This window comes from Marinilabilia salmonicolor (genome assembly GCF_003003035.1).
Classification (GTDB): domain Bacteria; phylum Bacteroidota; class Bacteroidia; order Bacteroidales; family Marinilabiliaceae; genus Marinilabilia; species Marinilabilia salmonicolor_A.
On sequence record NZ_PVTS01000001.1, the window covers coordinates 150,720 to 175,885 of the forward strand.

At 42.8% G+C, this 25,166-nt stretch carries 24 protein-coding genes; 7 read left to right on the forward strand and 17 right to left on the reverse strand.

What is annotated here, in order from left to right; translation table 11 throughout:
- Positions 1 to 942, reverse strand: coding sequence for a Ppx/GppA phosphatase family protein (locus BY457_RS00580; RefSeq protein ID WP_106151401.1), 942 nt, complete (start codon positions 940 to 942; stop codon positions 1 to 3).
- A 358-nt stretch (positions 943 to 1,300) separates the two neighbouring features.
- Here BY457_RS00580 and BY457_RS00585 point away from each other — a divergent pair, with 358 nt between their 5' ends.
- The 4 genes from BY457_RS00585 (at position 1,301) to BY457_RS00600 (ending at position 4,549) form a co-directional block, all read left to right on the forward strand.
- Positions 1,301 to 1,741: a thioredoxin family protein gene (locus tag BY457_RS00585; RefSeq protein ID WP_106151402.1), complete on the forward strand. Its 441-nt coding sequence runs from the start codon at positions 1,301 to 1,303 to the stop codon at positions 1,739 to 1,741.
- 3 nt (positions 1,742 to 1,744) lie between these two features.
- Positions 1,745 to 2,743 (forward strand): FAD:protein FMN transferase, encoded by a 999-nt coding sequence (locus tag BY457_RS00590; protein WP_219885115.1) that lies wholly within the window; start codon positions 1,745 to 1,747, stop codon positions 2,741 to 2,743.
- A gap of 134 nt (positions 2,744 to 2,877) precedes the next feature.
- Positions 2,878 to 3,084, forward strand: a complete 207-nt coding sequence (locus BY457_RS00595; RefSeq protein WP_106151619.1) for a DUF4266 domain-containing protein — start codon at positions 2,878 to 2,880, stop codon at positions 3,082 to 3,084.
- Positions 3,085 to 3,094: 10 nt separating this feature from the next.
- Positions 3,095 to 4,549 (forward strand): DUF3570 domain-containing protein, encoded by a 1,455-nt coding sequence (locus BY457_RS00600; RefSeq protein ID WP_106151403.1) that lies wholly within the window; start codon positions 3,095 to 3,097, stop codon positions 4,547 to 4,549.
- 85 nt (positions 4,550 to 4,634) lie between these two features.
- On the opposite strand, the gene BY457_RS00605 is transcribed toward BY457_RS00600, so the two are convergent.
- The 10 genes from BY457_RS00605 to BY457_RS00650 all read right to left on the reverse strand — a co-directional run bounded on the left by BY457_RS00605 (position 4,635) and on the right by BY457_RS00650 (position 14,218).
- On the reverse strand, positions 4,635 to 5,987 hold the full coding sequence (locus BY457_RS00605; protein ID WP_106151404.1) for an ABC transporter permease: 1,353 nt from the start codon (positions 5,985 to 5,987) through the stop codon (positions 4,635 to 4,637).
- Entirely contained in the window at positions 5,984 to 6,925 is a 942-nt protein-coding gene (locus tag BY457_RS00610; RefSeq protein ID WP_106151405.1) for an ABC transporter ATP-binding protein, read from the reverse strand. The genes BY457_RS00605 and BY457_RS00610 overlap by 4 nt, the downstream gene beginning before the upstream one ends.
- A 290-nt stretch (positions 6,926 to 7,215) precedes the next feature.
- Positions 7,216 to 7,677, reverse strand: a complete 462-nt coding sequence (locus tag BY457_RS00615) for a DUF6146 family protein (RefSeq protein WP_106151406.1) — start codon at positions 7,675 to 7,677, stop codon at positions 7,216 to 7,218.
- Positions 7,678 to 7,765: 88 nt separating this feature from the next.
- On the reverse strand, positions 7,766 to 8,911 hold the full coding sequence (gene hisB, locus BY457_RS00620) for a bifunctional histidinol-phosphatase/imidazoleglycerol-phosphate dehydratase HisB (protein WP_106151407.1): 1,146 nt from the start codon (positions 8,909 to 8,911) through the stop codon (positions 7,766 to 7,768).
- 38 nt (positions 8,912 to 8,949) lie between these two features.
- Positions 8,950 to 9,852, reverse strand: coding sequence for an alpha/beta hydrolase (locus tag BY457_RS00625; protein WP_181256288.1), 903 nt, complete (start codon positions 9,850 to 9,852; stop codon positions 8,950 to 8,952).
- 10 nt (positions 9,853 to 9,862) lie between these two features.
- Positions 9,863 to 10,897 carry a histidinol-phosphate transaminase gene (gene hisC, locus BY457_RS00630; protein WP_106151408.1) on the reverse strand — a complete coding sequence of 345 codons (1,035 nt, stop codon included), beginning with the start codon at positions 10,895 to 10,897 and terminating at the stop codon, positions 9,863 to 9,865.
- Positions 10,898 to 10,963: 66 nt separating this feature from the next.
- Positions 10,964 to 12,253, reverse strand: a complete 1,290-nt coding sequence (hisD, locus tag BY457_RS00635) for a histidinol dehydrogenase (RefSeq protein ID WP_106151409.1) — start codon at positions 12,251 to 12,253, stop codon at positions 10,964 to 10,966.
- Between the two features lie 21 nt (positions 12,254 to 12,274).
- Positions 12,275 to 13,135, reverse strand: coding sequence for an ATP phosphoribosyltransferase (gene hisG / locus BY457_RS00640; protein ID WP_106151410.1), 861 nt, complete (start codon positions 13,133 to 13,135; stop codon positions 12,275 to 12,277).
- 270 nt (positions 13,136 to 13,405) lie between these two features.
- Positions 13,406 to 13,795 (reverse strand): bacteriohemerythrin, encoded by a 390-nt coding sequence (locus BY457_RS00645; protein WP_106151411.1) that lies wholly within the window; start codon positions 13,793 to 13,795, stop codon positions 13,406 to 13,408.
- A 27-nt stretch (positions 13,796 to 13,822) separates the two neighbouring features.
- A complete protein-coding gene (locus BY457_RS00650; protein ID WP_106151412.1) occupies positions 13,823 to 14,218 on the reverse strand; it encodes a bacteriohemerythrin in 396 nt (131 codons plus the stop codon).
- A gap of 197 nt (positions 14,219 to 14,415) precedes the next feature.
- Between BY457_RS00650 and BY457_RS00655 the strand changes: the two genes are divergently transcribed.
- Positions 14,416 to 15,144: a CDP-alcohol phosphatidyltransferase family protein gene (locus tag BY457_RS00655; RefSeq protein WP_106151413.1), complete on the forward strand. Its 729-nt coding sequence runs from the start codon at positions 14,416 to 14,418 to the stop codon at positions 15,142 to 15,144.
- A gap of 110 nt (positions 15,145 to 15,254) precedes the next feature.
- Here the strand turns inward: BY457_RS00655 and BY457_RS00660 are convergent, their stop codons facing one another.
- A complete protein-coding gene (locus tag BY457_RS00660) occupies positions 15,255 to 15,575 on the reverse strand; it encodes a single-stranded DNA-binding protein (protein ID WP_106151414.1) in 321 nt (106 codons plus the stop codon).
- 438 nt (positions 15,576 to 16,013) lie between these two features.
- Here BY457_RS00660 and BY457_RS00665 point away from each other — a divergent pair, with 438 nt between their 5' ends.
- Both BY457_RS00665 and BY457_RS00670 read left to right on the forward strand, forming a co-directional pair.
- Positions 16,014 to 18,050, forward strand: coding sequence for a hypothetical protein (locus tag BY457_RS00665; protein WP_106151415.1), 2,037 nt, complete (start codon positions 16,014 to 16,016; stop codon positions 18,048 to 18,050).
- A 193-nt stretch (positions 18,051 to 18,243) separates the two neighbouring features.
- A complete protein-coding gene (locus BY457_RS00670; RefSeq protein ID WP_106151416.1) occupies positions 18,244 to 19,230 on the forward strand; it encodes a DUF4412 domain-containing protein in 987 nt (328 codons plus the stop codon).
- A 202-nt stretch (positions 19,231 to 19,432) separates the two neighbouring features.
- Here BY457_RS00670 and BY457_RS00675 read toward each other — a convergent pair whose 3' ends face one another.
- The 5 genes from BY457_RS00675 to BY457_RS00695 form a co-directional block, all read right to left on the reverse strand.
- Positions 19,433 to 20,401: a glycoside hydrolase family 43 protein gene (locus BY457_RS00675; protein WP_106151417.1), complete on the reverse strand. Its 969-nt coding sequence runs from the start codon at positions 20,399 to 20,401 to the stop codon at positions 19,433 to 19,435.
- Between the two features lie 161 nt (positions 20,402 to 20,562).
- On the reverse strand, positions 20,563 to 21,942 hold the full coding sequence (locus BY457_RS00680) for an MFS transporter (RefSeq protein WP_106151418.1): 1,380 nt from the start codon (positions 21,940 to 21,942) through the stop codon (positions 20,563 to 20,565).
- A gap of 79 nt (positions 21,943 to 22,021) precedes the next feature.
- Positions 22,022 to 23,230, reverse strand: coding sequence for a D-mannonate dehydratase ManD (manD, locus tag BY457_RS00685; RefSeq protein WP_106151419.1), 1,209 nt, complete (start codon positions 23,228 to 23,230; stop codon positions 22,022 to 22,024).
- A gap of 40 nt (positions 23,231 to 23,270) precedes the next feature.
- On the reverse strand, positions 23,271 to 24,014 hold the full coding sequence (locus tag BY457_RS00690; RefSeq protein ID WP_106151420.1) for an SDR family NAD(P)-dependent oxidoreductase: 744 nt from the start codon (positions 24,012 to 24,014) through the stop codon (positions 23,271 to 23,273).
- A 64-nt stretch (positions 24,015 to 24,078) separates the two neighbouring features.
- Positions 24,079 to 25,092: a LacI family DNA-binding transcriptional regulator gene (locus tag BY457_RS00695; protein ID WP_106151421.1), complete on the reverse strand. Its 1,014-nt coding sequence runs from the start codon at positions 25,090 to 25,092 to the stop codon at positions 24,079 to 24,081.
- Positions 25,093 to 25,166: the final 74 nt, after the last annotated feature.

The window sequence follows — 25,166 nt, forward strand, 5'->3', positions numbered from 1 at the left end:
TTACAGTTGACTTGAGATTATCTGAAGAATGGCCCCTTCTTTGAGTGCGAATGAGCACTGCCATATTTCTTTAATTTTTAACTCTTCGGTAATGAATTTTACAATGATACTGGCAGGCACGATGCTGTCCACCCGGTGTGGTTCCATCCCCGGCATCACTTTTCGTTCATCGGAGTTTGATGCCATTAGTTCTTTATGTACCAGCATCAGACGTTTGGGCTCCAGGAACAGGGAGGTAAGTTTAGAAATATCCAGTAAAGGGTAGAATTTTCTGGAGAGCAGAGCTGCCAGCGTATCAAACGATCCGGATGAGCCAACCATTTTCTTTACAGGAAATTGTTTGACGGCCTCAAAAAGCATTTCCAGTTCTTTCTTCAGATGTTTTTGAATGACCTTTATTTCAGCCTCTTTGATGGGATCGGATGGTGTAAATTGTTCCAGCAAACGGGCAACACCCAATTCAAAACTTTGCTTCCAGGCAACCCCGAACCGATTGGCAATGATAAACTCAATACTGCCGCCCCCTATATCCATAATCAGAATGTATTCCTCATCCAGCGGATAGACCTGTCGGACTCCGTCAAAAATCGTTTGGGCTTCCTCATCTCCCTGAATGATGCGGATGGTAAGGCCCAATTCATTTTTCACCCTTTTTACAAATTCCTGACCGTTATTTGCACTCCGGATTGCGGAGGTAGCAAAGCAAAAGATGCTCTCGACCTGATAATCGGAAATGGTAATCAGGTGGGATTTAAGTGCTTCTATACCTCTTTCCATTGCCTCAGAGGTTATGGTGGCTTTATGGATACCGCCTTTACCCAATTTTGCGGGATTCTTGGATTCCAAAAGAATATTGTAAGTCCCGTTTTCGGCAACTTCGGTTATCAACAGATTGAATGTGTTGGTCCCCAGGTCTATTATGGCAATTCGGTTGTGCTTCATGTTTTTCTCCTATTACTGAGTTCAAAGTTACAAATAATCATTTTGTTGGGAGATGATTGGCTGCTATATTTTGACGGCAATGGAGTCTCCCAAATTGTCCAATATTAAGTTTCTGTTAATTTGGCAACAAAACAACTGAATTTCCGTTAGACAATTGTTCATTTTATTGAGCTTTTTACTTGATTTTTATTAGTTGAAATAGACATAAGGGAGATGTGGCAATAAATTATCTTAGATTTTTTTAGTTCCTGAATTAGATTGCCATTATTTTCTAAGTATTAGGTTTTTAAAGAAATGCAGTGTTTGCGTTGCTTTTTTGCGAAGAGTTAAGAAAGGTTATTTAATAATTTTATATTCTATGAAGCGAATAATATTCTCCCTTTTTGTTATTGTAATATTCGTAAATGGTATTCAAGCTCAAAATTGGTTGACAGATTTTAATGAAGCAAAAGTAATTTCTGAGAAAAAAGATATCCCGATATTACTTGTTTTTTCCGGTTCTGATTGGTGTGCTCCCTGTATCAAACTTGATCGAAATATCTGGCAGTCACGAACGTTTATTGAATATTCCAAAGACCATTATGTGTTGCTAAGAGCTGATTTTCCCAGAAACAAGGGCAACCAGTTGTCAAAAGAGCAATTGAAAAAAAATGAAGCTTTAGCAGAGAAATACAATACCAGAGGTTTTTTCCCTTTGGTGGTGCTGTTAAATTCGAGTGGACAAGTGCTTGGGACTACTGGCTATAAAAATGTTTCACCTTCCGAATACATTAAGATTTTAGAATCCTTAAAAGAGTAAGATTTGAAAGCGGCACTCATTCTTTTTTATCTGCTATTTTTGGCCTCTCCTGTATTCTCTCATGATGAAGTGTTTACAAGGGTGTGTAAGTTGATGGGGTCGAGGTATGAAATTTCCGTGGTTGCTTCTTCAGAGGAAGAAGGTGTTGAATATATTGATATGGCGGTTGCTGAAATTGAGCGGATAGAGCAACTTATTTCTTCATGGAGGCCGGATTCTGAGACATCTAAAATCAATGAAGCCGCCGGCAATCATTCTGTTCCGGTTAGTGGAGAACTCTTCGCTTTTCTGAAACGTTGCCTGCAGTTGTCAAAAGTCACCAGTGGAGCTTTTGATATTTCTTACGCAGCCATGGATCGAATATGGAAATTTGATGGATCCATGATTCAAATGCCTGCCCCTGAGGAGGTGAGTGCATCGGTAAAGAATGTTGGATACCGGAACATTATTTTAGACGAGGAGAAGCAGTCCGTATTCCTTAAGAAAAAAGGAATGAAAATAGGCTTTGGAGCTATAGGAAAAGGGTATTCCGCCGATCAGGCAAAAAAGTTATTGGTTAATGCAGGAGTTAAAGGAGGGATTATTAATGCTTCAGGAGATCTGGCTGTTTGGGGAGAACAGCCTGATGGGAAACCGTGGATGGCGGGGATTACCAACCCTTTGAACAAAAATAAAGTTTTTTCTTGGTTTCCGATCAAAAATAGGGCTGTGGTGACTTCCGGGGATTACGAAAAGTTTGTAATGCTGGATGGGAAAAGGTATAGTCATATAATTGATCCACGAACCGGTTATCCTACTCATGGTCTGGTTAGCGTTACTGTTTTTGCTCCTATGGCAGAATTGGCGGATGCTCTTTCGACCGCTCTTTTTGTGATGGGGAGTGATGCTGGTATTGATCTGGTGCAACAAATTGATGGAGTGGATTGCGTGATGGTAACAACAGAGGGAGAGATCTTAAAATCCGGAAATATTCAAATTAGCCATGATGTTTCCGAATACTAATTGAAAAACAGTTACGTAATTTTTTGTAAGTGAGGTAAAGACCATAGATGTTAAGGATTTTGTTTCTTCCTTATCAGAAGGAATAAAATGGAATGCAATCAAGTGTTTTTTTGGATTTTAACCAATTCTTTGCGATGAAGTATTTTAAATTATTTTTATTTCTTGTCTTGCTGACAGGATGCACAACCGTAAAAGAATATCAAAAGGTATATATAAATGATACTGACATGGAGCTTTCTGCATCAGAGATTCAACGGTTTGAAACAAATTTTCAGGTTTACCGGGAAGGAGCTGCAGGGGCTAATGGGGGTAAGACAGGTGGCGGTTGTGGTTGCAATTGAATAATATATTATGAGAAGATTATTTATCGTAATTGGATTGGGATTTCTGGGAGCCTTTTTACATCCTGTGAAATCGCAGGAAAATGACTCTACCTTGCTCTACAAGCGAAAAGTTTTGGAATCGGCTGAAGTGGATTTTCTAATGAGTTATTATACACAGGATGGGACGCACTCTGCTGTTGGTGGAGGTATAGGTACAGAAAATCTTACTGATGGCACTCCCACACTGGTTGTTAGGGTTCCACTGAACGCTGATGATGTTTTAACTTTTGATGTGGGTATTTCTGCATATACTTCTGCATCATCAAGTAATATTAATCCGTTTAATAGTACCGGAGCCTCAGCGGAAGGAGAAGATGATGACGATTATTACCAGTCTGTTTCTGAAGGAAGCCCCACAGGAAGTCCCTGGATTGCATCTTCCGGGGCTTCACAGAGTGATGTTTTAGCGGCGGGTCATGTAAGTTATGCCCATCAGTCTGATAATCGGAATTTTGTTTGGGGAGTTAATGCAGATGTTTCCAATGAATATGATTATACTTCAATTGGTTTCGGGGGGCAGATAGCACAACTTTTTAATGACAAAAACACGGAAATTGGACTTAAGGCACAAGTGTATCTGGATACCTGGCGTCCAATTTATCCGACCGAACTTCATGAATATGACCGTTATGGGATCAGTTTCCTGAATCAGGGATATTTTAACGGGGTTGATGTATTAAATCAGGAGGGGACTATAACAACCTTATACAATCCTTCATCTTTCAGATCGTTCTCAAGTTCTGGCAGAAATTCCTATTCTATGTCGCTGTCTTTTTCCCAAATCTTGAGTAAAAGATTGCAGGCTTCTGTTTTCTTTGATGTTATCCGGCAGGACGGTTTGCTTTCCACTCCTTATCACCGGATCTATTTTTCAGATAGAGAGAATTATTATATTGGGAATGCGTCTGATATTTCAAAATACACCTCCGTGGACAACAGGGGAGTTTACCAACTTGCCGATGATGTTGAGCAAATGCCTGGTACAAGATTAAAAACTCCTTTCGGAGCAAGAGTCAATTATTATATCAGCAATACTTTTGTTTTGCGTTCTTATTACAGATATTATTTAGACGACTGGGGGATGGATGCTCATACTGTTGAGGTTGAATTACCGGTCAAAGTATTTCGTGGTTTTACTGTCTCACCGGCATTCAGATATTATTCGCAAACGGCTGTGGATTATTTTGCCGGATATGAAGAACATTTATCTTCACAGCAATACTATACTTCTGACTATGACCTGTCCGTTTTTCATTCTAGTCAATACAGTATTGGAGTTCGCTATTCAGATATATTTACCCGAATGCACTTGAGCCACTTAGGGTTGAAAAATATTTGGAGTAAGTTCAGTCATTATGATCGCTCGGATGGACTTTCTGCGAATATTATATCATTTGGAGTGAAGTTTGTTTTGGATAACTGATTTCGGAAAGGGATTTAAGAAAATGAAGAGGGGCTGTCCAATACATTTTGGACAGCCCCCTTTCGTGTCTTCTGTTTTTGTTTTTTTAATCACCCGAATACCTGAACCATTTCCACAGCTCTTTGTAATCGACCTTTTTGCCGTACATGAGAATTCCTACGCGGTAGATTTTTCCTGCAAACCAGGTGGTGGCTATAAACCCGCCTATAAGTAATGCCATGGAGAGCAAAAGCTCCCAAAGTGGTACGTCAAACGGAATCCGCGCCATCATTACTATGGGAGAAGTGAAAGGTATCATACTGAACCAGAATGCTACATCACTGCCGGGATTTCGGAAAGTCATCATGGCCACATAAAGGGATATGATGATGGGAATGGTCACCGGAAGCATAAATTGTTGCTGATCACTTTCATGGTCAATAGCTCCTCCAACAGCTGCAAAAAGTGCCGAATAAAGAAGGTATCCACCAAAGAAATAGAATATGAACAGCAGCAGGGTTTTTAAAGGTTCCAGGCTGTTTACCATCTCCAGAATCTTGTTGAAGTTGAAGCCATCTTCCATGGAAGCTATTTGTTCCGCAGCTTCAGGGTTCTGATCCTGCATCATTTCTATTTGGGCCTGTGTCCCTGAAGGCATCTCTGAATCGGGGAAAAATGCTGCCTTTACACCGGTTACAATCAGTATGGTAAGCACCACCCAGAGTAGAATCTGTGTCAGTGCCACCATGGCTATGCCCAGGATTTTGCCCATCATCAGCTGGAATGGTTTTACCGAAGAGACAATAACTTCTACAATGCGGGAGGTCTTTTCTTCCATGACTCCCCGCATTACCTGCGTTCCGTAAATAAAAATAAACATATACGAGAGGAATGCAAAGGCCATGCTGACAAACATGGTCAGTTCTGCAGAACTTTGCTTCTCACTTCCGTCTTCTCCGATTTTTACGGTTGGAATTTCGATGTTTATTTGGTTGATCTCTGAAAGAATACTCTCCAGCCCCTCCATTTCATAGGTCTGAAGCTTTTGATTTTTCAAGTGATCACGCAGGCTTCGCTGAACGTACCCTTTTGCATCCATTGTGATTTGTGCGTCGGAATAGAGACGGATTGCTTCCGGGTTTTCAAGCAAATTGTCCTGAATAACCAGGTAGGCATAATATCCGGATTCTTTGAAGTTGGTTCGAACCTCCTCTTCAGATCCTTCGTCCAGAAAATCGAACTTCAGCAATTCTGTGTTTTCAATTTGTCCGGAGTATAGATTAGTGTGGTCAATGACCGCAATGGTCTTTACTTCATCGTCCTCCATAGATGCCAGCCAGGCCGGAACAACCATCATGGCCGCAAATAAAACAGGGCCAAGAATGGACATGATGATAAAACTCTTCTTGCGGACACGGGAGAGATATTCCCTTTCTATAATTAGCGATATTTTGCTCATGATTTCTGATTTTGGGAAGGTTGTTCTTTTTGGTTAACTACCTGTATAAAAACATCGTTCATGCCGGGGAGTAACTCCTGACAACTGTGGATCGTGCAATGTCCGATAATGCCCGAAAGAACATTGTTCAGAGATTGACCTTCGGTCATCTTTACCTGTGCTTCGAAATGGTCTTTTACGGAATTCAGGTTGCGAAGCTCAAAGTTGTCATTCAGAATTTTTTCGACCTCTTCACGTTGTCCCGAGAATTCGATGTTTACAAGGTTCTGACGATAACCTCTTCGAATCTGCTCTGTCCGTCCTTCAATCATGGCCTTGCCATTGTTGATGAGCGTGATGTGATCGCACAACTCTTCAACAGAAGCCATGTTGTGGGTGGAAAAGATAATAGTAGCCCCTTTTTGCTTGAGCTCAAGAATTTCTTCCTTGAGCAATGTGGCATTCACGGGGTCGAAACCGCTGAATGGCTCATCGAAAATTAGCAATTGAGGTTCATGAAGAATGGTTACGATGAACTGAACTTTTTGGGCCATTCCTTTGGATAGTTCCTCTACCTTTTTATCCCACCAGGGCTGGATCTCAAATTTCTCGAACCAGTACTTCAGACGTTTGAGGGCGTCATTTCTGGAGAGTCCTTTTAGGCGGGCCAGATAGACCGCTTGTTCACCAACTTTCATTTTTTTGTACAGGCCCCGCTCCTCGGGCAGATAGCCTATTTTCATGATGTCGGAACTGCGAAGCGGTTTTCCGTCAAGCATAAGTGTTCCTTCATCAGGACCTGTGATTTTGTTGATAATCCGGATTAAGGTTGTTTTTCCTGCGCCGTTTGGTCCCAGCAGTCCATAAATGCTGTTTTCAGGCACGGAAATGTTTACATCATTAAGGGCCAGGTGATTGGCAAATCGCTTTACGATGCCACTGGCTTCTAAAAACGCCATAAGCTTATGGGTTTAGGTTTAACAATTAGTTGTGGTAAGACTGTAATCGTCTCAAAACTCCAAATTTAGTTAATATTTGGAGACTTTTAAAAGGATTTTTATGAATGTGGTATTATATTACAATACGCTGTTAAGCTTTTTCAAAGATCTGAAAGTTAAACCGGATGTTTTGATAAAATTCAGAATCTCAATGTTATACGATTTCTCTAACCTCTAACCTCCAGTCTTAACTTCCAGCCTCTAACCTCCAAGATCTAACCTCTAACCATCTATTGATATTATACTGTCCATTATTTTCCGCGGGGAACGAGCACTATGCCATATTCCTTTTCGATAAAACGGAAATAATAATACAACTTGTAATTCAACTCCAGACCATAATCTGTGTTTTGGTCATAATCAATGCGAGTCTGATAAAAATCTCCGTATTGAATGGGGTTGCTGTGCCTGTGGTTCCATTCAGTGACATAGCGGTGGTTCCAGTTCTCGTAATAGGACTGTGAGTAGAAGTTGGCCGATGGCTGGGTGGCGAGCCATGACTGAAACCGCGAATCCATTATGATGAGTTCATATTCGGTGGAATCCTCAGATGTTTCGTGATCTTGTTTTTTTAATTCAACCTGCTGGTCAGGTACATTTGTCTTTTTAGTGGTTTTGCATGAGGTGACAGAAATGGCGAGCAGCCCCATTGCAACGAATAACGGCATCAGGAAAGAAAAGGAGGAAGATTGTGTGATGTTGCTTTTTTTCATGATTGTTGTTTTCTTTTAAAAATAAAGCCCGCTTCCTGGTTTGTCAAGAGTCGGGCTGTTTGTTTTGTCTTTGGTGAATGCTTACAATCTAAAGGCTCCCTTTGGTGCTGGGTAGTTGATTGTTGAGGTAATCCTTATTGATGGCCGCTTTCAATGCCCGGGCAAGGCCTTTGAAGATTGCTTCAATTTTATGGTGTTCATTTTTCCCTTTGGCTTTAATGTAAAGGTTTGCAGCTGCAGCATCAGAGAAGCTTTTGAAAAAGTGCATAAACATTTCGGTGGGTAAATCGCCTACTTTTTCCCGTTTAAATTTGGTTTTCCAAACCAGCCACGGACGTCCTCCGAAATCAAGAGCAACATGCGCCATGCAGTCATCCATGGGAAGCGAAAAACCATACCGCTCAATACCTCTTTTATCACCCAGTGCTTTTTTAAACGCCTCGCCCAGGGCCAATGCAGTATCTTCAATGGTGTGGTGCTCATCCACATGTAAATCGCCATCAACCCGAATATCCAGGTCGCAGCCCGAATGTCGGCCTATTTGCTCCAGCATGTGGTCGAAGAAGGAGAGCCCGGTGTGTATGTTGCATTTTCCTGTGCCGTCGAGATTCAGGTTAATCCGGATCTTGGTTTCGGAGGTGTTTCTCTCAACAGACGCGGTACGTTCTTTTACGAACAGGAAGCTGACAATCTCTTCCCACTCTTCTGAATAAAGAGCACAGTATTCTTTAAGATTTTGCTTGTTCAATTCCTCTTCAGCCTCGGCTTTGCTTTTCAAAAAGATTCCTTTACATCCCAGGTTTTTTGCCAGTTCGATGTCGGTAATGCGGTCGCCGATTACGAAAGAATTTTGCAGGTCGTAATGGCCGTTCATGTACTCACTAAGCATGGCTGTCCCGGGCTTTCGGGTCGGAGCATTGTCCTCCGGGAAAGATTTGTCGATGTGGATGTTGGCAAACTTTATACTTTCTCCCTCCAATGTGTTGAGCATCCTGTTTTGTGCCGGCCAAAAGGTCTCCTCCGGAAAAGAGCTGGTTCCCAGTCCATCCTGATTGGTTACCATTACAAGTTCAAAGTCGAGGTCTTTGACAATCCTGTTGAGAGCTGTTATTGCTCCGGGGTAAAATTCCAGTTTTTCCAGACTGTCCACCTGGTAATCTGAGGGAGGTTCTTTTATGATGGTTCCGTCGCGATCGATAAATAGTACTCTTTTTAAAGCCGGTTGAGTGCTCATTGTTTTATGGTTTATTCCAAATTAAACAAAAGGATAAATTATAAGTTCTTCAGCCATTTTTCCAGATGCCGGGTCCACTCAAAGGCAGGACTTTCTTTTCTGAACCCGAAGCCATGGCCTCCCCGGGGCAATATTATTTCCTGAACGGGAACATTGGCTTTTCGTAGTGCTTCGGCATATTGTTTTGTGTTTTCTACCGGAACAGAGCCATCATCTTGGGCATGAAGAATGAAGGCAGGCGGTGTTTCAGGTGTAACCTGTTTTTCCAGGGAAAAAAGATCAATCTGTTTCTCATCGGGTTGTTTCCCCAAAAGGGCTTCTCTGGATCCCTGATGGGTCAGGTCATCACTCATGGAAATGACGGGATACATCAGAATGGAGAAGTCGGGTCTTGCATTCCCTGTGACGCTGCCTAAGGGGAGGTCAAGCTTGAACAGGTTGGAGGCTGAAGCTGCCAGATGCCCTCCTGCTGAAAATCCCATGATGCCGACTTTTGTTGAGTCAACTCCCAGTTGTGAAGCATTTTTACGGATGGAGGCAATGGCTTGCAGGGCATCGGTGAGCGGAATAGTGGTTGCCTGATCAAAAAGTAATTCATCAGGAAGTCTGTACTTCAGAACAAATGCCTGATATCCCAATTGCGATAACCACTTGGCAACCTGCTTGCCTTCATGTTCGTATGCCTGATATTGATAACCTCCACCGGGACAAATGATGATGGCCGGTGCGGGTTGTTTGCACTTGGAATCAAAAAACCATAATTCCGGTACCGTGACGTTGGTAACAATGGCAGACCCGCTTGCCGAGGTGGTCCATGTTTCTTCTGTATCCTGAGTCTTGTTTCCCGGAGGATTGCCCTGATATAACGGAATGGATCGATCTTGTGACATGGTGTTCAGCATTCCGGTTATGAAAATTAGTGTGGAAAAAATGATGCGCATAATCGCTTGTTTATGATAAACCATCCAGTGCTTCAATTAACTCCCGGTTTTCCTCCGGAGTTCCTACCGTAATACGGAGACATCCTTCGCAGAGAGCTACATTAGAGCGGTCGCGGACAATAATCTTTCTGGCCACAAGATAATTATAAATTTTCTTAGGTTCAGGGGTCTTTATCAGTACAAAGTTGGCATCGGTGGGGTAAACTTTTTTTACGAAGTCTTTGGTTTTTAGTGTCTCTATGAGCCTGGTTCTCTCTTCAAGTAGTTCTTTTACCCATCTTTTCATGGTGTCGTTGTCGGAGAGCAGTTCCAATGCTTTTTGCTGGGTTAAAATATTAACGTTGTAAGGATATTTTATCTTGCTAAACACGTTTATTATTTCGTCTTTGGCAAAAGCCATGCCCAATCTGATGCCTGCCATTCCCCATGCCTTGGAAAATGTTTGAAGGATGATCAGGTTAGGGTATTGTGTCAGTCTGGTCAGCCAGCTTTTGTCAGGGGCGAAATCGATGTATGCCTCATCCAGCACCACAATGCCATTGAATTCATCCAGTATTTTTTTGACCTCTTGTGGGGAAAAACAGTTTCCGGTAGGATTGTTAGGTGAGCAGAGAAAAATAATTTTTGTGTGTTCATCTGCAGCTTTAAGCAGTGCCTCTGCGTCCAGTTCGAAATCAGGTGTGAGCAGCACTTTTTTGACGTCAATGTTGTTGATGTCTGCGGCAACCTGATACATCCCATAAGTTGGAGAGATGGAGACTATATTGTCTTTCCCGGGTTCGCAAAAGGCCCTGATGGCAATATCAATGGCTTCATCACTTCCATTCCCCAGAAAAATGTTTTCTGCAGAAATCTCTTTGATCGCGGCTATTCGTTTCTTTAATTCACGTTGATAGGGGTCGGGGTATCTGTTGAACGGTGCGTTGAATGGATTTTCATTGGCATCCAGAAATACGGCAGCTTCCCCGCTGAATTCATCGCGTGCGGAGGAATAGGGCTTTAGATCACGTATGTTGGGGCGCAATAACTCGTTTATTGAATTCATTTTTTGCAGAATTAAACTTGTTTAGTAAGATGTTTGATCATCTTGATGTTTGTTTGGGCGACTGGTTTATTGCTTGTTGAGGGTGCTTAATCTCATGGATACGGCCATTTTGTGAGCTTCCAGTTCTTCTGCCTCAGCCATAACTTCGATTACCGGGCCCAGCTTTTGCAGCCCTTCCTCTGAGATTTCCTGAAAGGTGATTTTTTTGCAGAAACTATCGAGGTTAACCCCGCTATAGGCACGCGCGTAGCCATACGTGGGGAGTGTGTGATTGGTTCCGGAGGCGTAATCACCTGCACTTTCCGGGGTGTAATTACCCAGAAACACAGAGCCTGCATTGTTGATTTTTTCGGCCACATCAGCATAGTTTCGTACTGAAAGAATCAGGTGTTCCGGCGCGTAAAGATTCGTGAAGTCAAGCATTTCTTGCTGATCTTTAAGCAGGATTAATCTGCTGTGCTCCAGTGCTTTTTTTGTGGTCTCGGCTCTGGGTAACAATTCCAGTTGTTTTGCAATCTGAGTCTGAACTTCCGCAATTAATTTCTCGGAGTCAGTGACCAGTATCGCCTGGCTGTCGGGACCGTGTTCGGCTTGTGAAAGCAGATCTGAGGCAACAAAACCAGCGTTGGCAGAGGCATCTGCCATTACTTCCACTTCCGAAGGTCCGGCCGGCATATCAATGGCTGTTCCATCAAGCGTTACCAGCTGTTTTGCCGCTGTGACAAAGCTGTTTCCCGGTCCGAAAATTTTGTCCACCGCCGGAATTGTTTCTGTTCCATAGGCCATCGCTGCAATTGCCTGGGCTCCTCCAACTTTAAATATGCTGGTTATTCCCGTAAGGTGAGCCGCAAATAAAATGGCCGGGTGTATGTTTCCCTGTTTGTCGGGTGGCGTGCAGAGCACAATTTCTTTACAACCCGCAATGGAAGCGGGTATGGCAAGCATTAACACGGTAGAAAAAAGAGGAGCCGATCCACCGGGGATGTATAAACCAACTTTTTCTATGGCAGTGCTGCGCTGCCAGCATACAACGCCGGGAGCTGTCTCGACTTTTTTAACTGTATGCTTCTGATTCTCATGAAACTTTCGGATGTTTCTGACTGCCTCGTTGATGGCTCCTTTGAGTTGACTGCTGACATTCAGGCAACCCTGTCGGATCTCTTCTTCACTAACTCTGAAAGATTTAATGTTCACACCATCGAATTGGGAGGTGTATGCTCTGAGTGCCTGGTCTTTCTCTTTTCGAACAGCTGCCAGAACAGGGCGAATTTTCTCTATAACTTCCTGTTGGTTGCTGATGGCCCGGGTGGTCAGTTGCTGCCATTGTTCCCGGGCCGGATATTTTACTATTTCCATGGATTCAGGGAAATTAATTGTCTATAATATCATTTTCTCGATGGGAATAATCAAAATTCCCTGGGCACCGTTTTCTTTTAGTTGGCCTATTACATCCCAGAAATGGTCTTCCTTAATAACGGAGTGAACGCTGCTCCAGCCTTCCTGTGCCAAAGGCAGGACAGTGGGGCTTTTCATTCCCGGTAGAATTTCAATGATTTTTTCCAGATTCTCATTGGGCGCATTCAGCAGGATGTATTTGTTGTTGTTGGAGGCCATTACGGCATTTATTCTGAAAATCATTTGATCCAGAATAGCCCTTTTTTCAGGAGAAAGATTACCGTTAGATACCAGAACTGCCTCCGAATCCATTACTTTTTCTACTTCTTTAAGGTGATTGGCTACCAACGTACTTCCGGAGCTCACAATGTCAAAGATGGCATCGGCGAGTCCTATTCCCGGGGCGATCTCAACCGAACCGGCAATTTCATGGATTTCGGCGTTGATTTTCTTATCGGAAAAGAACTTTTTGAGGATTTCGGGGTAGGAGGTGGCTATCTTCTTGTTTTCGAACCACGAAAGACCGGTGTATTCCTGCTCTTTAGGAATAGCAAGGGAGAGTCGGCATTTGCTGAAACCCAATTTTTTTTCGGTGGTCAGGTTGAATCCTTTCTCCAGCAACTCATTTTGTCCCACGATGCCAATGTCTGCAACCCCGTCGGCCACCGTTTGCGGAATGTCATCGTCGCGGAGGAATAAAACTTCCATTGGAAATTTGGTGGCAGATGCTACCAGGCGTCCGTTGCCAAGGTTGAATTTTATGCCGGCTTCCTTAAGCAGGTCACGGCTGTCTTCAAATAAACGTCCTTTTTTTTGTAGTGCAATTCTTAATCTTGTTTCCATAGTATTGTAAGTTTTTAATTTTCAGCTTAATAATCCTCGTTGGAAAACAAAAAAGGCTTACCCAACGAGGTAAGCCTTTTAAAGTTATATTATTGCATAGTACAACCAGCCCACCCTCGCTACGTGAGGTAGAAATGATGATGAGCATGATGATGTACGGAAAAAATCATATTTTTTTCGCTTTTTTGATAATAATATGATGCAAAAATAGGTGCTTTTGAGATAAAATCAAATTTTTTACTGATAATTTTTCCTGCTACGGGATAAAGCCTAAAGTCCGGCATGTCGCGCGTATTGTTTATCTTCAGCTTTAATGTGATTGGAAATCCAGTTTTTGATAAAGTTTGTTACCTCAATAGACAAGAGCATTTTTCCGGTGGTAAACTTCTCATAGAATTCTGTTGCTTTCTCAATGAACTCCCTGTGTTCCTTTTGATGTCTTTCCAGACCCGGAAACTGTATGGAGCGCATATACTCTTCTTCATTGGCGAAATGTACTTTTGCGTAATCCAAAAGTCCCTTTATCAGACCTGCCAGCTTTTCTTTTGAGCTGCCGTCTGCCAGCCCCTGGTAGAAATCGTTCAGTAATTGAAAAAGGCTCTGGTGTTCACTGTCTATTTGTGGTTGGTTAAGGAAATATTCTTCACTCCATTGTAGCATAAAGGTTGTACTTAAGTGTTTGTCTGGTTAAATATTATTGGCAAATCTGGCGTAATTCTGGTCCGTGCCTTTAATGTGGTTGATAAGCCATGTTTTCAGAAAATTGGTAACCTCCAGTGACAAAATCATCTTTCCTTCTTTAATTTTGTCATGAAATTCTGTTATTTTAGTTACATAAAAGTCGTGTTTTTCTTTATGCTCATCGAAGTCCGGGAAGTTGATGGATTTCATATACTTCTCCTCACTGGCAAAGTGATATTTTGTGTAATCGAGCATGGCAACTACCAGTTCAATTAATTTCTCCTTCGACTTACCATCTTTTAATCCCTGATAAAAATCGTTCAAAATTGCGATCCACTTCTGGTGTTCCTGATCCAGGGTTTCATGACCTACCGAAAGGTCTTCAGTCCATTTAATTAACATGCGCTTAAATTTTAGGTTGAAAAACATTGGTAAGGGAGGATGTTGCAATTATACAAATTTAAGGAGAGGATGGTTACAGGCACAAGCAAAATTTACATTAAAATAACATACCCGGAAAGTTTGTTAAAGTCGGGGATATTTCGACAGAGATGCATAGTCGTCGAAAATCCTTACTTTTGTGTTAAAATAGATGTTTTATGAGAATTCTTCAGTTTGTTCCCAATACGTTGACCAGTTTGAACTTGTTTTTTGGTGCCACAGGTATGATGCTGGCTTTTCAGGGACGTCCGGATCTTACTGCCTGGTGTATCCTTATTGCCGCGTTTTTTGATTTTACCGACGGTTTTGCAGCTCGCATGCTGAAAGCTTACAGTGATATAGGCAAGGAACTGGACTCTCTGGCTGATCTCATTAGTTTTGGTCTTGCTCCTGCGGCTGCTTATATGAGTCTTTTACATTTTGGGCTGACAGGAAGTTGGACCTTTAGCTTTTTTGCTCATGATTTTGTTACCCGGCTGTTATTGCTGGCGCCTTTTGTGCTGGCTGTTTTTTCGGCTCTCAGGCTGGCTAAGTTCAATATTGATACACGCCAGACGGAATCCTTCCTGGGACTTACGACGACCGCCACAGGAATGTTTTCCGTGTCGTTGATTTACCTTGTTTATGTAAGAGGAGGAGATTGGGAGATGCTGGCGACTCCCTGGTTTGTGCTTCCGGTTATTGCGGTGTTTTGTGCTTTGCTGGTTAGTGAAATACCAATGTTCTCTTTGAAATTTAAAGACTTTCATTTTCAACGAAACCTGTCGCGGTATCTGTTAATTCTGATAGGTGCTGTGTCTTTGCTTTTCTTTGGAATTGGAGGAATTGCTTTTACGGTGTTAGGGTATCTGTTGTTTTCATTGGTAAACTGGTTGCGAAGAGTTTAAAAGAAAGGCCATCTGGTACAGACAGCCTTTTTTGATCAGTTATGTAATGCAGGAATCCTCGTGTAAAGACCTGTAATTCTACAAATAAAGGTCATCACGCTGTTTTCTCCTTACTTGATCAACTCCAGGTCTTTAACGTTGATACTTAGCGCAGATTTGATGTCACCATCTTTTCCTTTGTAGCCTTCGCTGGCAGGGACGCCTTCAATCAGAACTTTCTTTCCTTTGGTAAGAAATTCTGCTACTTTGGTACTTTGTCCGTCATTTTTCCACAATACAGCCCGTACCCACTCGGTACGTTCCACCTTGTTTCCCTGTTGGTCTTTGTAGTCCATGGAGACGGCAACATCAAAGTTAATGGCTTTCTTTTTGCCTACTTCTCTGATTTCGGCATCATGTCCGAGTGCCCCGGACAGAATCATTTTTAACATGACAATTTATTTAAGGGTTAATAAAAAATGGGCATAACTTGTCAGCACTATCTGATTGTAAATCTATGAATTAGTTTTTATAATGTCCAGCGTTGGATTGGTTTATTAGTTTTTAGAGCGATAGCTGGCTAAGTCTTGAATTATTGCGTTTAGTTAGAACAATATCAAGCTTGCTTGGATATTGTCGAGCGCAGCAATAATCATGTTAATAATTTTTTTGATTACGTTTTTCTATCAAGACAAAAAAGTAATTCAGGGTTTAAGGGATGAAATCCCTTTGGGAAAATGTTTAGGACACTATTAGTTTTTGATGATTGCTTTGGGGAACGCTCTCTTATTTTAAGATTTTTATCATTTAGAACCCGGTAAATTGGAGTTATCTTTGTGTTGAGTTGTTTTTGAATGAGACAAACTGGTAACTAAAAGTTTTTTATACAAATGAGAACCACTTATTTATTGCTGTTTATTTTGGTTATGGGATTATTCTCATGTACGCTCAAAACCGTCACTGAATCGGATGTGATTTGTGTCGGTGAGGATGTAAAAAGTTCCACTGTTGAAGCTTTAAAAAAGATGTATCCGACTCTTGATTCGCGAATTGAAAGAGGCGTGAACCATGCTGCGTCTCTTTGGCATGAAGAGGATGGGGCTCCAGCTGATTTTAAAGCATTTTGTGAAGAGCGATTTGTGGGTGATGAAAAAGAACGACAGATTTTGTTTGATAAGGTAAGCCGGAATCTGGAAATTCTTAACGGTCATTTTAATATGATTTCCTTGGGACTTCAGGAGCCGTTACATTTAAAATATGGTGAGATTAAACCGATTGATGAGACTTTCGGAGGCTTTAATCCGTCAGCTCACCTTCAGGAGGATCTGTACTCCAGTAAAATAGCCTTCGAGGTTGCACTTAATTTTCCCTTTTATTCGCTTGCCGAAAAACAAAAACATAGTAAAGACTGGACTCGCCAGGATTGGGCTTATGCCAGGATGGGAGATGTATTTACCTCCAGAATTCCGGCTCACCTAAAACAGGAGGTATCCCTGGTTGGTTCCAATTCCGATGTTTATATCAGTCAGTACAATATCTATGCAGGCAATCTGGTGGATGAGGCAGGCAACCGCCCTTTTTCGGAGGATATGGTGTTGCTTTCCCATTGGAATCTTCGGGATGAATTGAAAGCCAATTATCCTCTGGGTATTGTTGGACTGGACAAGCAGAAAATGATTTATGAGGTTATGCAGCGAATCATTTCCCAGTCGATTCCTGAGGATGTCATCAATGATTCCGGGTACCAGTGGAACCCTTACACCAATGAAGTTTTTGCTAATGGTTCCCCGGTAAAATCTGATCCCGAGCCGGATACTCGATATCAGCAGATCATCAATAATTTTAGAGCGCTTAGGGCGATGGATGTTCATACCCCGCTGGATACCTACATCAAGCGAAAGTTTGAGGGGGAAATGGAGATTTCGCAGCCTGAGGTAGAGGCACTTTTTGTGGAATTTCTTGAGTCTGATGTGTTGAAGGAAGTGGGGGGCTTCATTCGTGAGCGGTTAGGACGTCCGCTGGAACCATTTGATATCTGGTACGACGGGTTCAAGGCTCGCAGCAATATCAATGAGGAGGAGTTGACTGCCCAAACACAAAAGTTGTATCCGGACGCAGTTGCTTTGGATAAGGATTTGCCGAACCTGCTTGTTAAACTGGGTTTTTCTGCGGACAAAGCGCGTTCTCTGAGCGATAAAATTACCGTAGATCCGGCGCGGGGTTCGGGACATGCCTGGGGTGCTGCAATGAAAGGGCAGCAGTCACATCTGCGAACCAGAGTACCCGAAAGCGGCATGAACTATAAAGGATATAATATTGCAATACACGAATTTGGACACAATGTGGAGCAGACCATATCTCTGTATGATGTGGACTATTATATGCTGAATGGTGTTCCTAATACAGCATTTACTGAAGCCTTGGCCTTTATTTTTCAGAAACGGGATCTTCAGCTGCTTGGACGATCAGATAAAGGTCCCGGGCAGGAGGCTTTAAAAACGCTTGATGTATTGTGGTCCACCTATGAGATTATGGGCGTTTCTTTGCTCGATATGAGAGTGTGGAAATGGTTGTATGCACATCCTGATGCCACAGCAACAGAGCTGAAGGAAGCTGTAATTGCTCTTGCCAAAGATATCTGGAACAACTATTATGCTCCGGTTTACGGGATGGAGGATGAGCCTGTTTTGGCAATTTACAGTCATATGGTAAGTTATCCTTTGTACTTATCAGCTTATGCTTATGGTAACATCATTGAGTTTCAACTGGAGCAGCATCTGGCTGAACGTGATTTTTCCGGGGAGGTTCAGCGAATTTTCCGTCAGGGACGCCTGACACCCGATCAATGGATGATGGAAGCAGTAGGCAGTCCAATCGATGTCCAGCCTATGCTGGATGCGGCTAAAGAGGCATTAGAGAAGATTTGACGGAGCAATTTTTTTATTTCAGACCGCATACTTCGTGTGAAGATGCGGTTTTTTTTTGTAGCAGTTTGCTGGAAGCTTATTCAGGGAAATACGTTTATCAATTAAAAACGGACGTCTGTGGTTTTGGGGTTGACAAAAGGACGCACCGGGGATATATTCGCTTGAATTAGAAAATATAACCAAAAGTTGAGCCATGAAGAATATTGTGAATTTTTCTATTTTGTTGTTCTTGTTGATGCTCCCGATTAAACTTTCAAGTCAGGGCTTCCTTGAAAGGGTTGCCAAAAAAGCATCAGACAAGATTGAGCAGAAGGCAGAAGAACGCGCCGAAAAGAAAATCGATGAGAAGATCGATGAAGGCCTGGACAGTATTGAGTCGTCCATGGAGGATGAAGAGGAAAAGGAGAAGGAGATTTCATCCGAATCCCGGTCTGATAGACGCATGAGTGCTTTGATGAAAAAGATGGGGGTTTCGGGAGAACCTGTTCCTGTAGCAGACCAGTATGAGTTTTCTTCCAAAATGAGTATGCACTTTAAGAACCTCGATAGCCAGGGGAATGTGCAGGATGAAGGTGATGTAGTGACTTATCTGTCTCCCGAAGAAAAAAACTTTGCCTATGAGTTTATTTCCGGTAGTCCCTCCAATAGGGAAGGTCCTCAAAAAGGGGTGTTTATCATGGATTATGCCAACGGTGCTACCATCATTTTGTCGGATGAGGATGGTGAAAAAACGGGGGTGGTCTATGGTCTTAAGTTTTTTGATGAAGCCATTGAAGATGATGATGATCTTTATGAGGATGAGGCTGGCGATGACATGGATTTTGAGAATCCGAATTACAAGAAAACAGGAAGAGCCAAGACGATTGCCGGATACAAGTGTGAAGAGTACGTTTTTGACAACGAAGAAGAAATGGGGTCTTTCTGGGTTACAAAAGAGGCAGACTGGAAAGCCAGAGATACTTTTTCAACAATATTCAGGGCAGGACTTTATTCACACGGTATTTACAAAGGGATGCTGATGGAAAGTGAGAGCACCGATAAGGAAACAGGTGAGAAAAGCATGATGCAGGTTACGGAGTTTGATGATGACGTGTCTGTACATTTTAAACCCGGGGACTATGAATTGACCAATCTCGGTTCTGTTGATTTCAACAAGATGGAAAGAAGTGAAGAGGAATAAGGTTCCTGATCAGCTACGGGGCTGCCGGGTACCAATTTCGTGACACAAAGACAACTCATAATAAAGTCATATTAAACTCAATTTCGACTGAGTTTAATATGACTTTAATGCCACTTTAGAATGACTTTGCAGTGGAGATGGTACTTTCCTTTTTTGGGGAACAGATAGAAAACAGACCTTCACCCTGTGTGAGATCCACTTTTTATTTCGCGGGTTTCACTCCTTCGCTGGTCATCTGAACTCTTTTGAGCGTTCCATCCGGATTGTAGTGCAGGTAATCGATGCAGACCGAACGTCTGAAACTTCCCCCTTGTGTTGGAATACCTCCATTGTGATAGATGAAATAATCTTTCCCCTTGTATTCCAGAATAGCCTGGTGATTTGTGTTGCAATTGCCGGCAATCTCATTCAGGATTCCTTTGAATTCCCAGGGACCTTCAATGCTTTTACTCATGGCATAGGCTGTTTTCTCGGGAAATTCATAGGCATAAGTCAGATAGTAATAATCTCCTTTTTTGTGGATAAAAGGTGCTTCCGTAAAATTGGATAAACCTTCAATTTCCATAATTGGGCTGTCCAATTCAATCATGTTGTCCTTGAGTTTTGCATAATAGCATTTGGAGTTGCCCCAGAAAAGCCATGGCGTACCATCGTCATCAATGTAAACTGTCGGGTCAATGTCGTCCCAGTCAATATCAATGTCAGTAGTCATGTTATTGGTGATCAGAGCAGCACCTATGGCATCTTTGAAAGGGCCGACGGGAGAATCAGCAACAGCTACCCCAATAGCCTTTCCTGCTTTTCCATCTACATCTTTGTGATGAACAGTGACATACCAATAAAATTTTCCGTCTTTTTCAATAACTTCTGCAGCCCAGGCATCTCCTCTGGCCCATTCAAATTCTGTAACTGGGAAATTTCCCTCTTCTCGCCAGTTGACCATATCGGTGGATGAGTAGATGAGCCATTCGTTAAGATTATAGAAGTGAAAGTCGTGCGCGGCTTCATCATGTCCTGCATAAAGGTAAACGGTGTCATTGTGTACGATGGCTGCAGGATCTGCAGTGTATTTTTCCGTGATTACAGGGTTTTGCGAACTTGTATGCAAGCTAAAACCCAAAATGGCTGTTAAAATCAGGAATGTGTTTTTAATCTTTTGTTTTGCTTTCATGGTTCATTCTTTTCGGTTTCTTGTACAAGATTAGAAAAAAATGACACGCCATTTTCGGTGGTGTTGCAGAAATACCATTTTGTCCTCCTGAAATCACTATTTTTACCAGTGATGTGGTGGCGTTAAGCAGTAAAAAAGGAATTGAAACGAAGTATTCAGTATCATCGATTTATACTGCCCCGGGAAAAAGAAAACCAGATGCCTGCAACTGCGATCAGTGCAAAAGTGATAAAGCCGTAGTGCATGGCTGTTAGAAATGTTTTGTTTTCTATAATATCCACGGCCTGACCGCTGAAGAGAAGGGCAAAAAAGAATGTGGCAATAGTCATGCTCGTAATCTGTCCTACTACCCGCATGGTTGCAGCGGTCCCCGATGCCAGACCATATTTTGTTTTATCTACCGAACTCATGATGGTATTCATGTTGGGAGAGGAAAAGAGAGCAAAACCAAGTCCTACCCAAATCAGCAGTACAATAATTCCCCATAGTGGTGTGTTTTCATTCAGGAAGGCAAAGGCTGCAAGGCCAAGCATACACATGGTCATCCCGACTGTGGCCAGGTAGCGGGGTTGAATCTTATCTGAATAGCGTCCTGCAATTGGAGAAAATATGGCCATCATGATGGGTTGGGCTACCAGTATTGTTCCTGCATCGCGGGGACTTAATCCCTGTATTTTTTGAAGATAAAGGCTGAGCAGGAAAACAATGGCGAAAGTAGCGCTGTAGTTGATGAGTGCTGCAAGGTTGGAAAACGCAAACAGTCTGTTTTTGGTAAACAGATCGGTCTGAATTACCGGGTTTGCAGAGCGGGACTCTATTCTCCAAAAAATAATTAGTGCAATAACTCCTGTTGTCATCAGTAACCAACCGGTGGTTTCAGGGATGATGGAGGAGCCATAAACCAATGATATCAATCCCGCGATGTAAAAAATAAGTCCTTTCAGATTAATTTTTTTAGGTTGAGAATCTTGCGGCATATCATCTTTTCCCAAAAAAATCCAGGTGACAGACACAACCAGGATTCCTATAATAAAGGATGTGTAGAAAATTGACCGCCAGCCGAGCGATTGGGTTAAAAGTCCTCCGGCAAACGGGCCAAAGGCCAGTCCCAGATAAACAGCTGAAGTGGATATTCCCAGAACGCGCCCGCGTTGATGTATCGGAAATCCTGACACTAAAATGGCGGGACCGGTTGTGCTGGATAGTGCGGCCCCGGCTCCCTGCATCAGTCTGAAAATGATGAGCCAGAGTCCGGATGGTGCCATTGCACAAAGCAAAGAAGAAATGGTAAAAAGAAGTACCCCGGCTTTGAAGATTCTTCGGATTCCGGTTAAATCTCCCCAGCGTCCCACCGGAAGCAGCATGATAGCCATTGCCAGAAGAAAAGCTGTAATCACCCAACTGAGGGTCACGGCATCCAGTCCGAAACTTTTTTCTATGGCAGGCAAAGCAATATTTATTGAGGAGATTAAAAAAGTCCCCATAAAAGAGGTGATGGCAACGATGGCCAATATGGAAAATTGTTTGCGTGTCCAGGTCATAAAAAAGATGATTGTTCCTGACAAATATAGGAACAATCATCTTAAATTAAAGAAATTGGCTTTTTGGTCTGGTTATGGTTTACCAGTAAAACAGGGTTCCATCGGCTTTGCGATTGACGGGCAGACTTGCCGGGTCGTATGGGAATTTTTCTGCCGCCTTTTCGTCCATGTCCACTCCAATTCCGGGCGTGTCATCAATGTACATGAATCCGTCTTCAAACTTGTAGTTGGTTTTGAAAACTTCATTAACAATCTCTTCATGTGGCATGTACTCCTGGATACCAAAGTTGTTGATGGCAAAATCGAAGTGTAACGCTGCCGCCATGTTTATCGGAGACAAATCGGTGGCTCCGTGAAATCCGGTCTGAACATGATAGATGGATGCAAAGGCCGCAACCTTTTGAAGATGTGTGATTCCTCCTCCATGCACGATTGGCATTCGCACAAAGTCAATGAGCTGCTTGGAAATGAGGGTTGTGTAATCATATACAGAGTTAAAAACTTCTCCTATGGCTATCGGAGTGGTGGTGTGCTGTCGCACAATCTGCAATCCTTCCTGTAGTTCTCCGGTAACAGCATCCTCCATCCAGTAGAGGTGAAAGGGCTCTAACTCTTTTCCCAAACGTCCCGCCTCGATCGGTGTGAGCCTGTGGTGTACGTCATGCAGTAGAAGGGGGTCTTCTCCAAAATGCTCCCTTACCTTGCTAAACAGTTTAGGTGCCCAGTTTAGATATTTGTGGGTGTCCCAAAAATCTTCTTTGGCCAGTCCTTTCCCTGCAGGTTCATACTTTTCGCCTTTTTTGGCTACCCCATAGGTGTGATCCAATCCGGGAATACCAGATTGAACACGAATGGCTTTAAACCCCTGATCAATTTCATGGGCTACACTTTCCAGTGCATGATCCAGGTCAACTCCATTGGCATGGGCATATACCATTACCCGGTCGCGGCTTTTTCCTCCCAGCAGATTGTAAAGGGGGGTGTTGAGCATTTTCCCTTTGATGTCCCATAGTGCCATGTCGATAGCTGAAATGGCCGTCATGGTTACCGCACCACGCTTCCAATAAACACCGCGGTAGAAATAATGCCAGATGTCCTCGATGTTACGGGGATCTTTGCCAATCAGTGCCGGAATACAGTATTCTTTCAGATAGGTGGCTACTGCAAGTTCCCGCCCGTTGAGCGTGGCATCCCCAAGACCATAAACCCCCTGGTCTGTATATATTTTTAAAGTGACGAAGTTCCTTCCGGGGGAACAAACAATCACTTTTGCATCAGTAATTTTCATGATACGTTTGTTTTTGATGGTTTGTCATCAGCAGACAGGATTAAAATCCAATAGAGTTTCCTCCGTCAACCGGCAGGACTGCACCTGTGATGTAGCTGGCTGCATCCGAAACCATGAAAAGGGCTGCAGATCCAACCTCTTCTGGGTTTCCCATCCGCCCCATTGGGGTTCGTGAAAATACTTTTTGCTTTCTTTCGGGGTCGCTGTCCAGTGCTTTTCCCGACATCTTGGAGTAAATAAACCCTGGGGCAATAGCGTTTACTCGAATTCCCTTTGGAGACCACTCTACAGCCATGGCTCTGGTCATTCCTTCAACTGCAGTTTTTGCAGCAGTGTAGGCAATAACCTGCGGAATTCCATAGATGGCTGCCATTGAGCTGATATTCAGGATGGCTCCTGATTCATGCTTGATCATTTTACGTGCAACCTCTCTGGAAAGAGAGAAGATTACATTTTGGTTGATTTCAATAACTCTTTTGAACTCTTCATCGGTAACGTCCAGTGCAAATTTTTTGAGATGGATGCCGGCGTTGTTGACCAAAATGTCCAGTTGTCCATATTTTTCTTCCAAAGAGTTTACCAAAGCAGGAATTTTGTCCAACTCTGCCAGGTTGAATAGTTCATAACCGCATTTGTCTCCAAATTCACTTTTTGCAGCATCCAGATTTTCCTGACTCAAATCAATGATGATGGTGAAAATGCCTGCATCTACAAAGGTCTTGGTGATTGCTTTTCCCAAACCGGTTGTTCCGCCGGTGACGATTGCTGTTTTTTGTTTTGTCATAACTATGCTGTTTTAAATGTTTAATTCTTTGATTGTTAGTTGTTTGGTTAGAGTTTATTCGGGGTTAGAGTGTTGATGATCCCGGGATTAGGGTGAAGTCTAACTCCTCTCGTTTCGGGCTTTTGTTCTTGTTTTTAATCAAATCAACAATGGTTGTTACTGCTCTTTCGCCCATGGCTGTTCCCGGATATTGGACCGTGGTAAGCTGTGGGGTAAACAAAGAGGCAAAGGGATCATTGTTAAAACCGGATATCTGAATTTGATCCGGAATCTCTATGTCGTGTTTTTGCAGATGATTGATTATTGCAATGGCACAAGTGTCATTGGCTACAAAAATTCCATCGGGCAGGGTTTTCATTCTAAGTATTTTTTCAGCAGCCCTGATTCCGTCTTCAACCCCCAGATTTGTTTGCCAGATATGGTCGGGTAAAATTGAAATGCTAAACTCTTTGAGCGCACTCCTAAAACCATCAAGTCTTTCTTTGTAAACCCTGAGGTTCGTGTTCCCGGTTACATGGAGTAATTGCCGGGCACCTTTCTCCAGCATGATTTTGGTTAATTCATAGCCTGCACGTTGATTGTTGATTGTTACACTGCTGAATGGATGTGGATCCAGCGGCACCCGGTCGAAAAAGAGAACCGGAATGTTTTTTGTCAGAAAGGGTGCAAAATGTTCCGTGTGACCTCTTTCGGCAGATGTGGAAACCAACAGACCATCTACGCGGTGGTTGAAGAGCAGACGTGCACACTCTTTTTCTTTTTCGTCGGTCTCGAAAGATTGCATTATGATAAGATGGTAGCCTAATTCTACGGCCGATTTCTCCATTCCTGCAAGGACTGTTGACATGAAATTACTGTCCAGCCGCGGAACGATTACCCCTAACGTGAAGCTTCTGCTGGTGCGAAGGCTGCTTGCAAGTGCATTTGATCGATAACCCATCTTTTGCGCTGTTTCCTGTATCTTTTTACAGGTTTTTTTGCTGATGGAAGGATGGTTCTTTAAACCCCGGCTCACGGTGGCAGGCGAAACTTGCAGTGCTTGTGCTATATCGTATATGGTGACTTCTTTTTTTTGCATTTTCCTAAAACTCTGAGATGCAAATGTAAGAATAAGGATTCATTTTGTGCAATCGATTGCGTAAAATAAAATAT

Bases quoted from the DNA above. Each gene is read 5' to 3' on its own strand.
- BY457_RS00580 (WP_106151401.1), bottom strand. From the start codon at position 942: ATGAAGCACAACCGAATTGCCATAATAGACCTGGGGACCAACACATTC.
- BY457_RS00585 (WP_106151402.1), top strand. From the start codon at position 1,301: ATGAAGCGAATAATATTCTCCCTTTTTGTTATTGTAATATTCGTAAAT.
- BY457_RS00595 (WP_106151619.1), top strand. From the start codon at position 2,878: ATGAAGTATTTTAAATTATTTTTATTTCTTGTCTTGCTGACAGGATGC.
- BY457_RS00600 (WP_106151403.1), top strand. From the start codon at position 3,095: ATGAGAAGATTATTTATCGTAATTGGATTGGGATTTCTGGGAGCCTTT.
- BY457_RS00605 (WP_106151404.1), bottom strand. From the start codon at position 5,987: ATGAGCAAAATATCGCTAATTATAGAAAGGGAATATCTCTCCCGTGTC.
- BY457_RS00610 (WP_106151405.1), bottom strand. From the start codon at position 6,925: ATGGCGTTTTTAGAAGCCAGTGGCATCGTAAAGCGATTTGCCAATCAC.
- BY457_RS00615 (WP_106151406.1), bottom strand. From the start codon at position 7,677: ATGAAAAAAAGCAACATCACACAATCTTCCTCCTTTTCTTTCCTGATG.
- hisB (WP_106151407.1), bottom strand. From the start codon at position 8,911: ATGAGCACTCAACCGGCTTTAAAAAGAGTACTATTTATCGATCGCGAC.
- BY457_RS00625 (WP_181256288.1), bottom strand. From the start codon at position 9,852: ATGCGCATCATTTTTTCCACACTAATTTTCATAACCGGAATGCTGAAC.
- hisC (WP_106151408.1), bottom strand. From the start codon at position 10,897: ATGAATTCAATAAACGAGTTATTGCGCCCCAACATACGTGATCTAAAG.
- hisD (WP_106151409.1), bottom strand. From the start codon at position 12,253: ATGGAAATAGTAAAATATCCGGCCCGGGAACAATGGCAGCAACTGACC.
- hisG (WP_106151410.1), bottom strand. From the start codon at position 13,135: ATGGAAACAAGATTAAGAATTGCACTACAAAAAAAAGGACGTTTATTT.
- BY457_RS00645 (WP_106151411.1), bottom strand. From the start codon at position 13,795: ATGCTACAATGGAGTGAAGAATATTTCCTTAACCAACCACAAATAGAC.
- BY457_RS00650 (WP_106151412.1), bottom strand. From the start codon at position 14,218: ATGTTAATTAAATGGACTGAAGACCTTTCGGTAGGTCATGAAACCCTG.
- BY457_RS00655 (WP_106151413.1), top strand. From the start codon at position 14,416: ATGAGAATTCTTCAGTTTGTTCCCAATACGTTGACCAGTTTGAACTTG.
- BY457_RS00660 (WP_106151414.1), bottom strand. From the start codon at position 15,575: ATGTTAAAAATGATTCTGTCCGGGGCACTCGGACATGATGCCGAAATC.
- BY457_RS00665 (WP_106151415.1), top strand. From the start codon at position 16,014: ATGAGAACCACTTATTTATTGCTGTTTATTTTGGTTATGGGATTATTC.
- BY457_RS00670 (WP_106151416.1), top strand. From the start codon at position 18,244: ATGAAGAATATTGTGAATTTTTCTATTTTGTTGTTCTTGTTGATGCTC.
- BY457_RS00675 (WP_106151417.1), bottom strand. From the start codon at position 20,401: ATGAAAGCAAAACAAAAGATTAAAAACACATTCCTGATTTTAACAGCC.
- BY457_RS00680 (WP_106151418.1), bottom strand. From the start codon at position 21,942: ATGACCTGGACACGCAAACAATTTTCCATATTGGCCATCGTTGCCATC.
- manD (WP_106151419.1), bottom strand. From the start codon at position 23,230: ATGAAAATTACTGATGCAAAAGTGATTGTTTGTTCCCCCGGAAGGAAC.
- BY457_RS00690 (WP_106151420.1), bottom strand. From the start codon at position 24,014: ATGACAAAACAAAAAACAGCAATCGTCACCGGCGGAACAACCGGTTTG.
- BY457_RS00695 (WP_106151421.1), bottom strand. From the start codon at position 25,092: ATGCAAAAAAAAGAAGTCACCATATACGATATAGCACAAGCACTGCAA.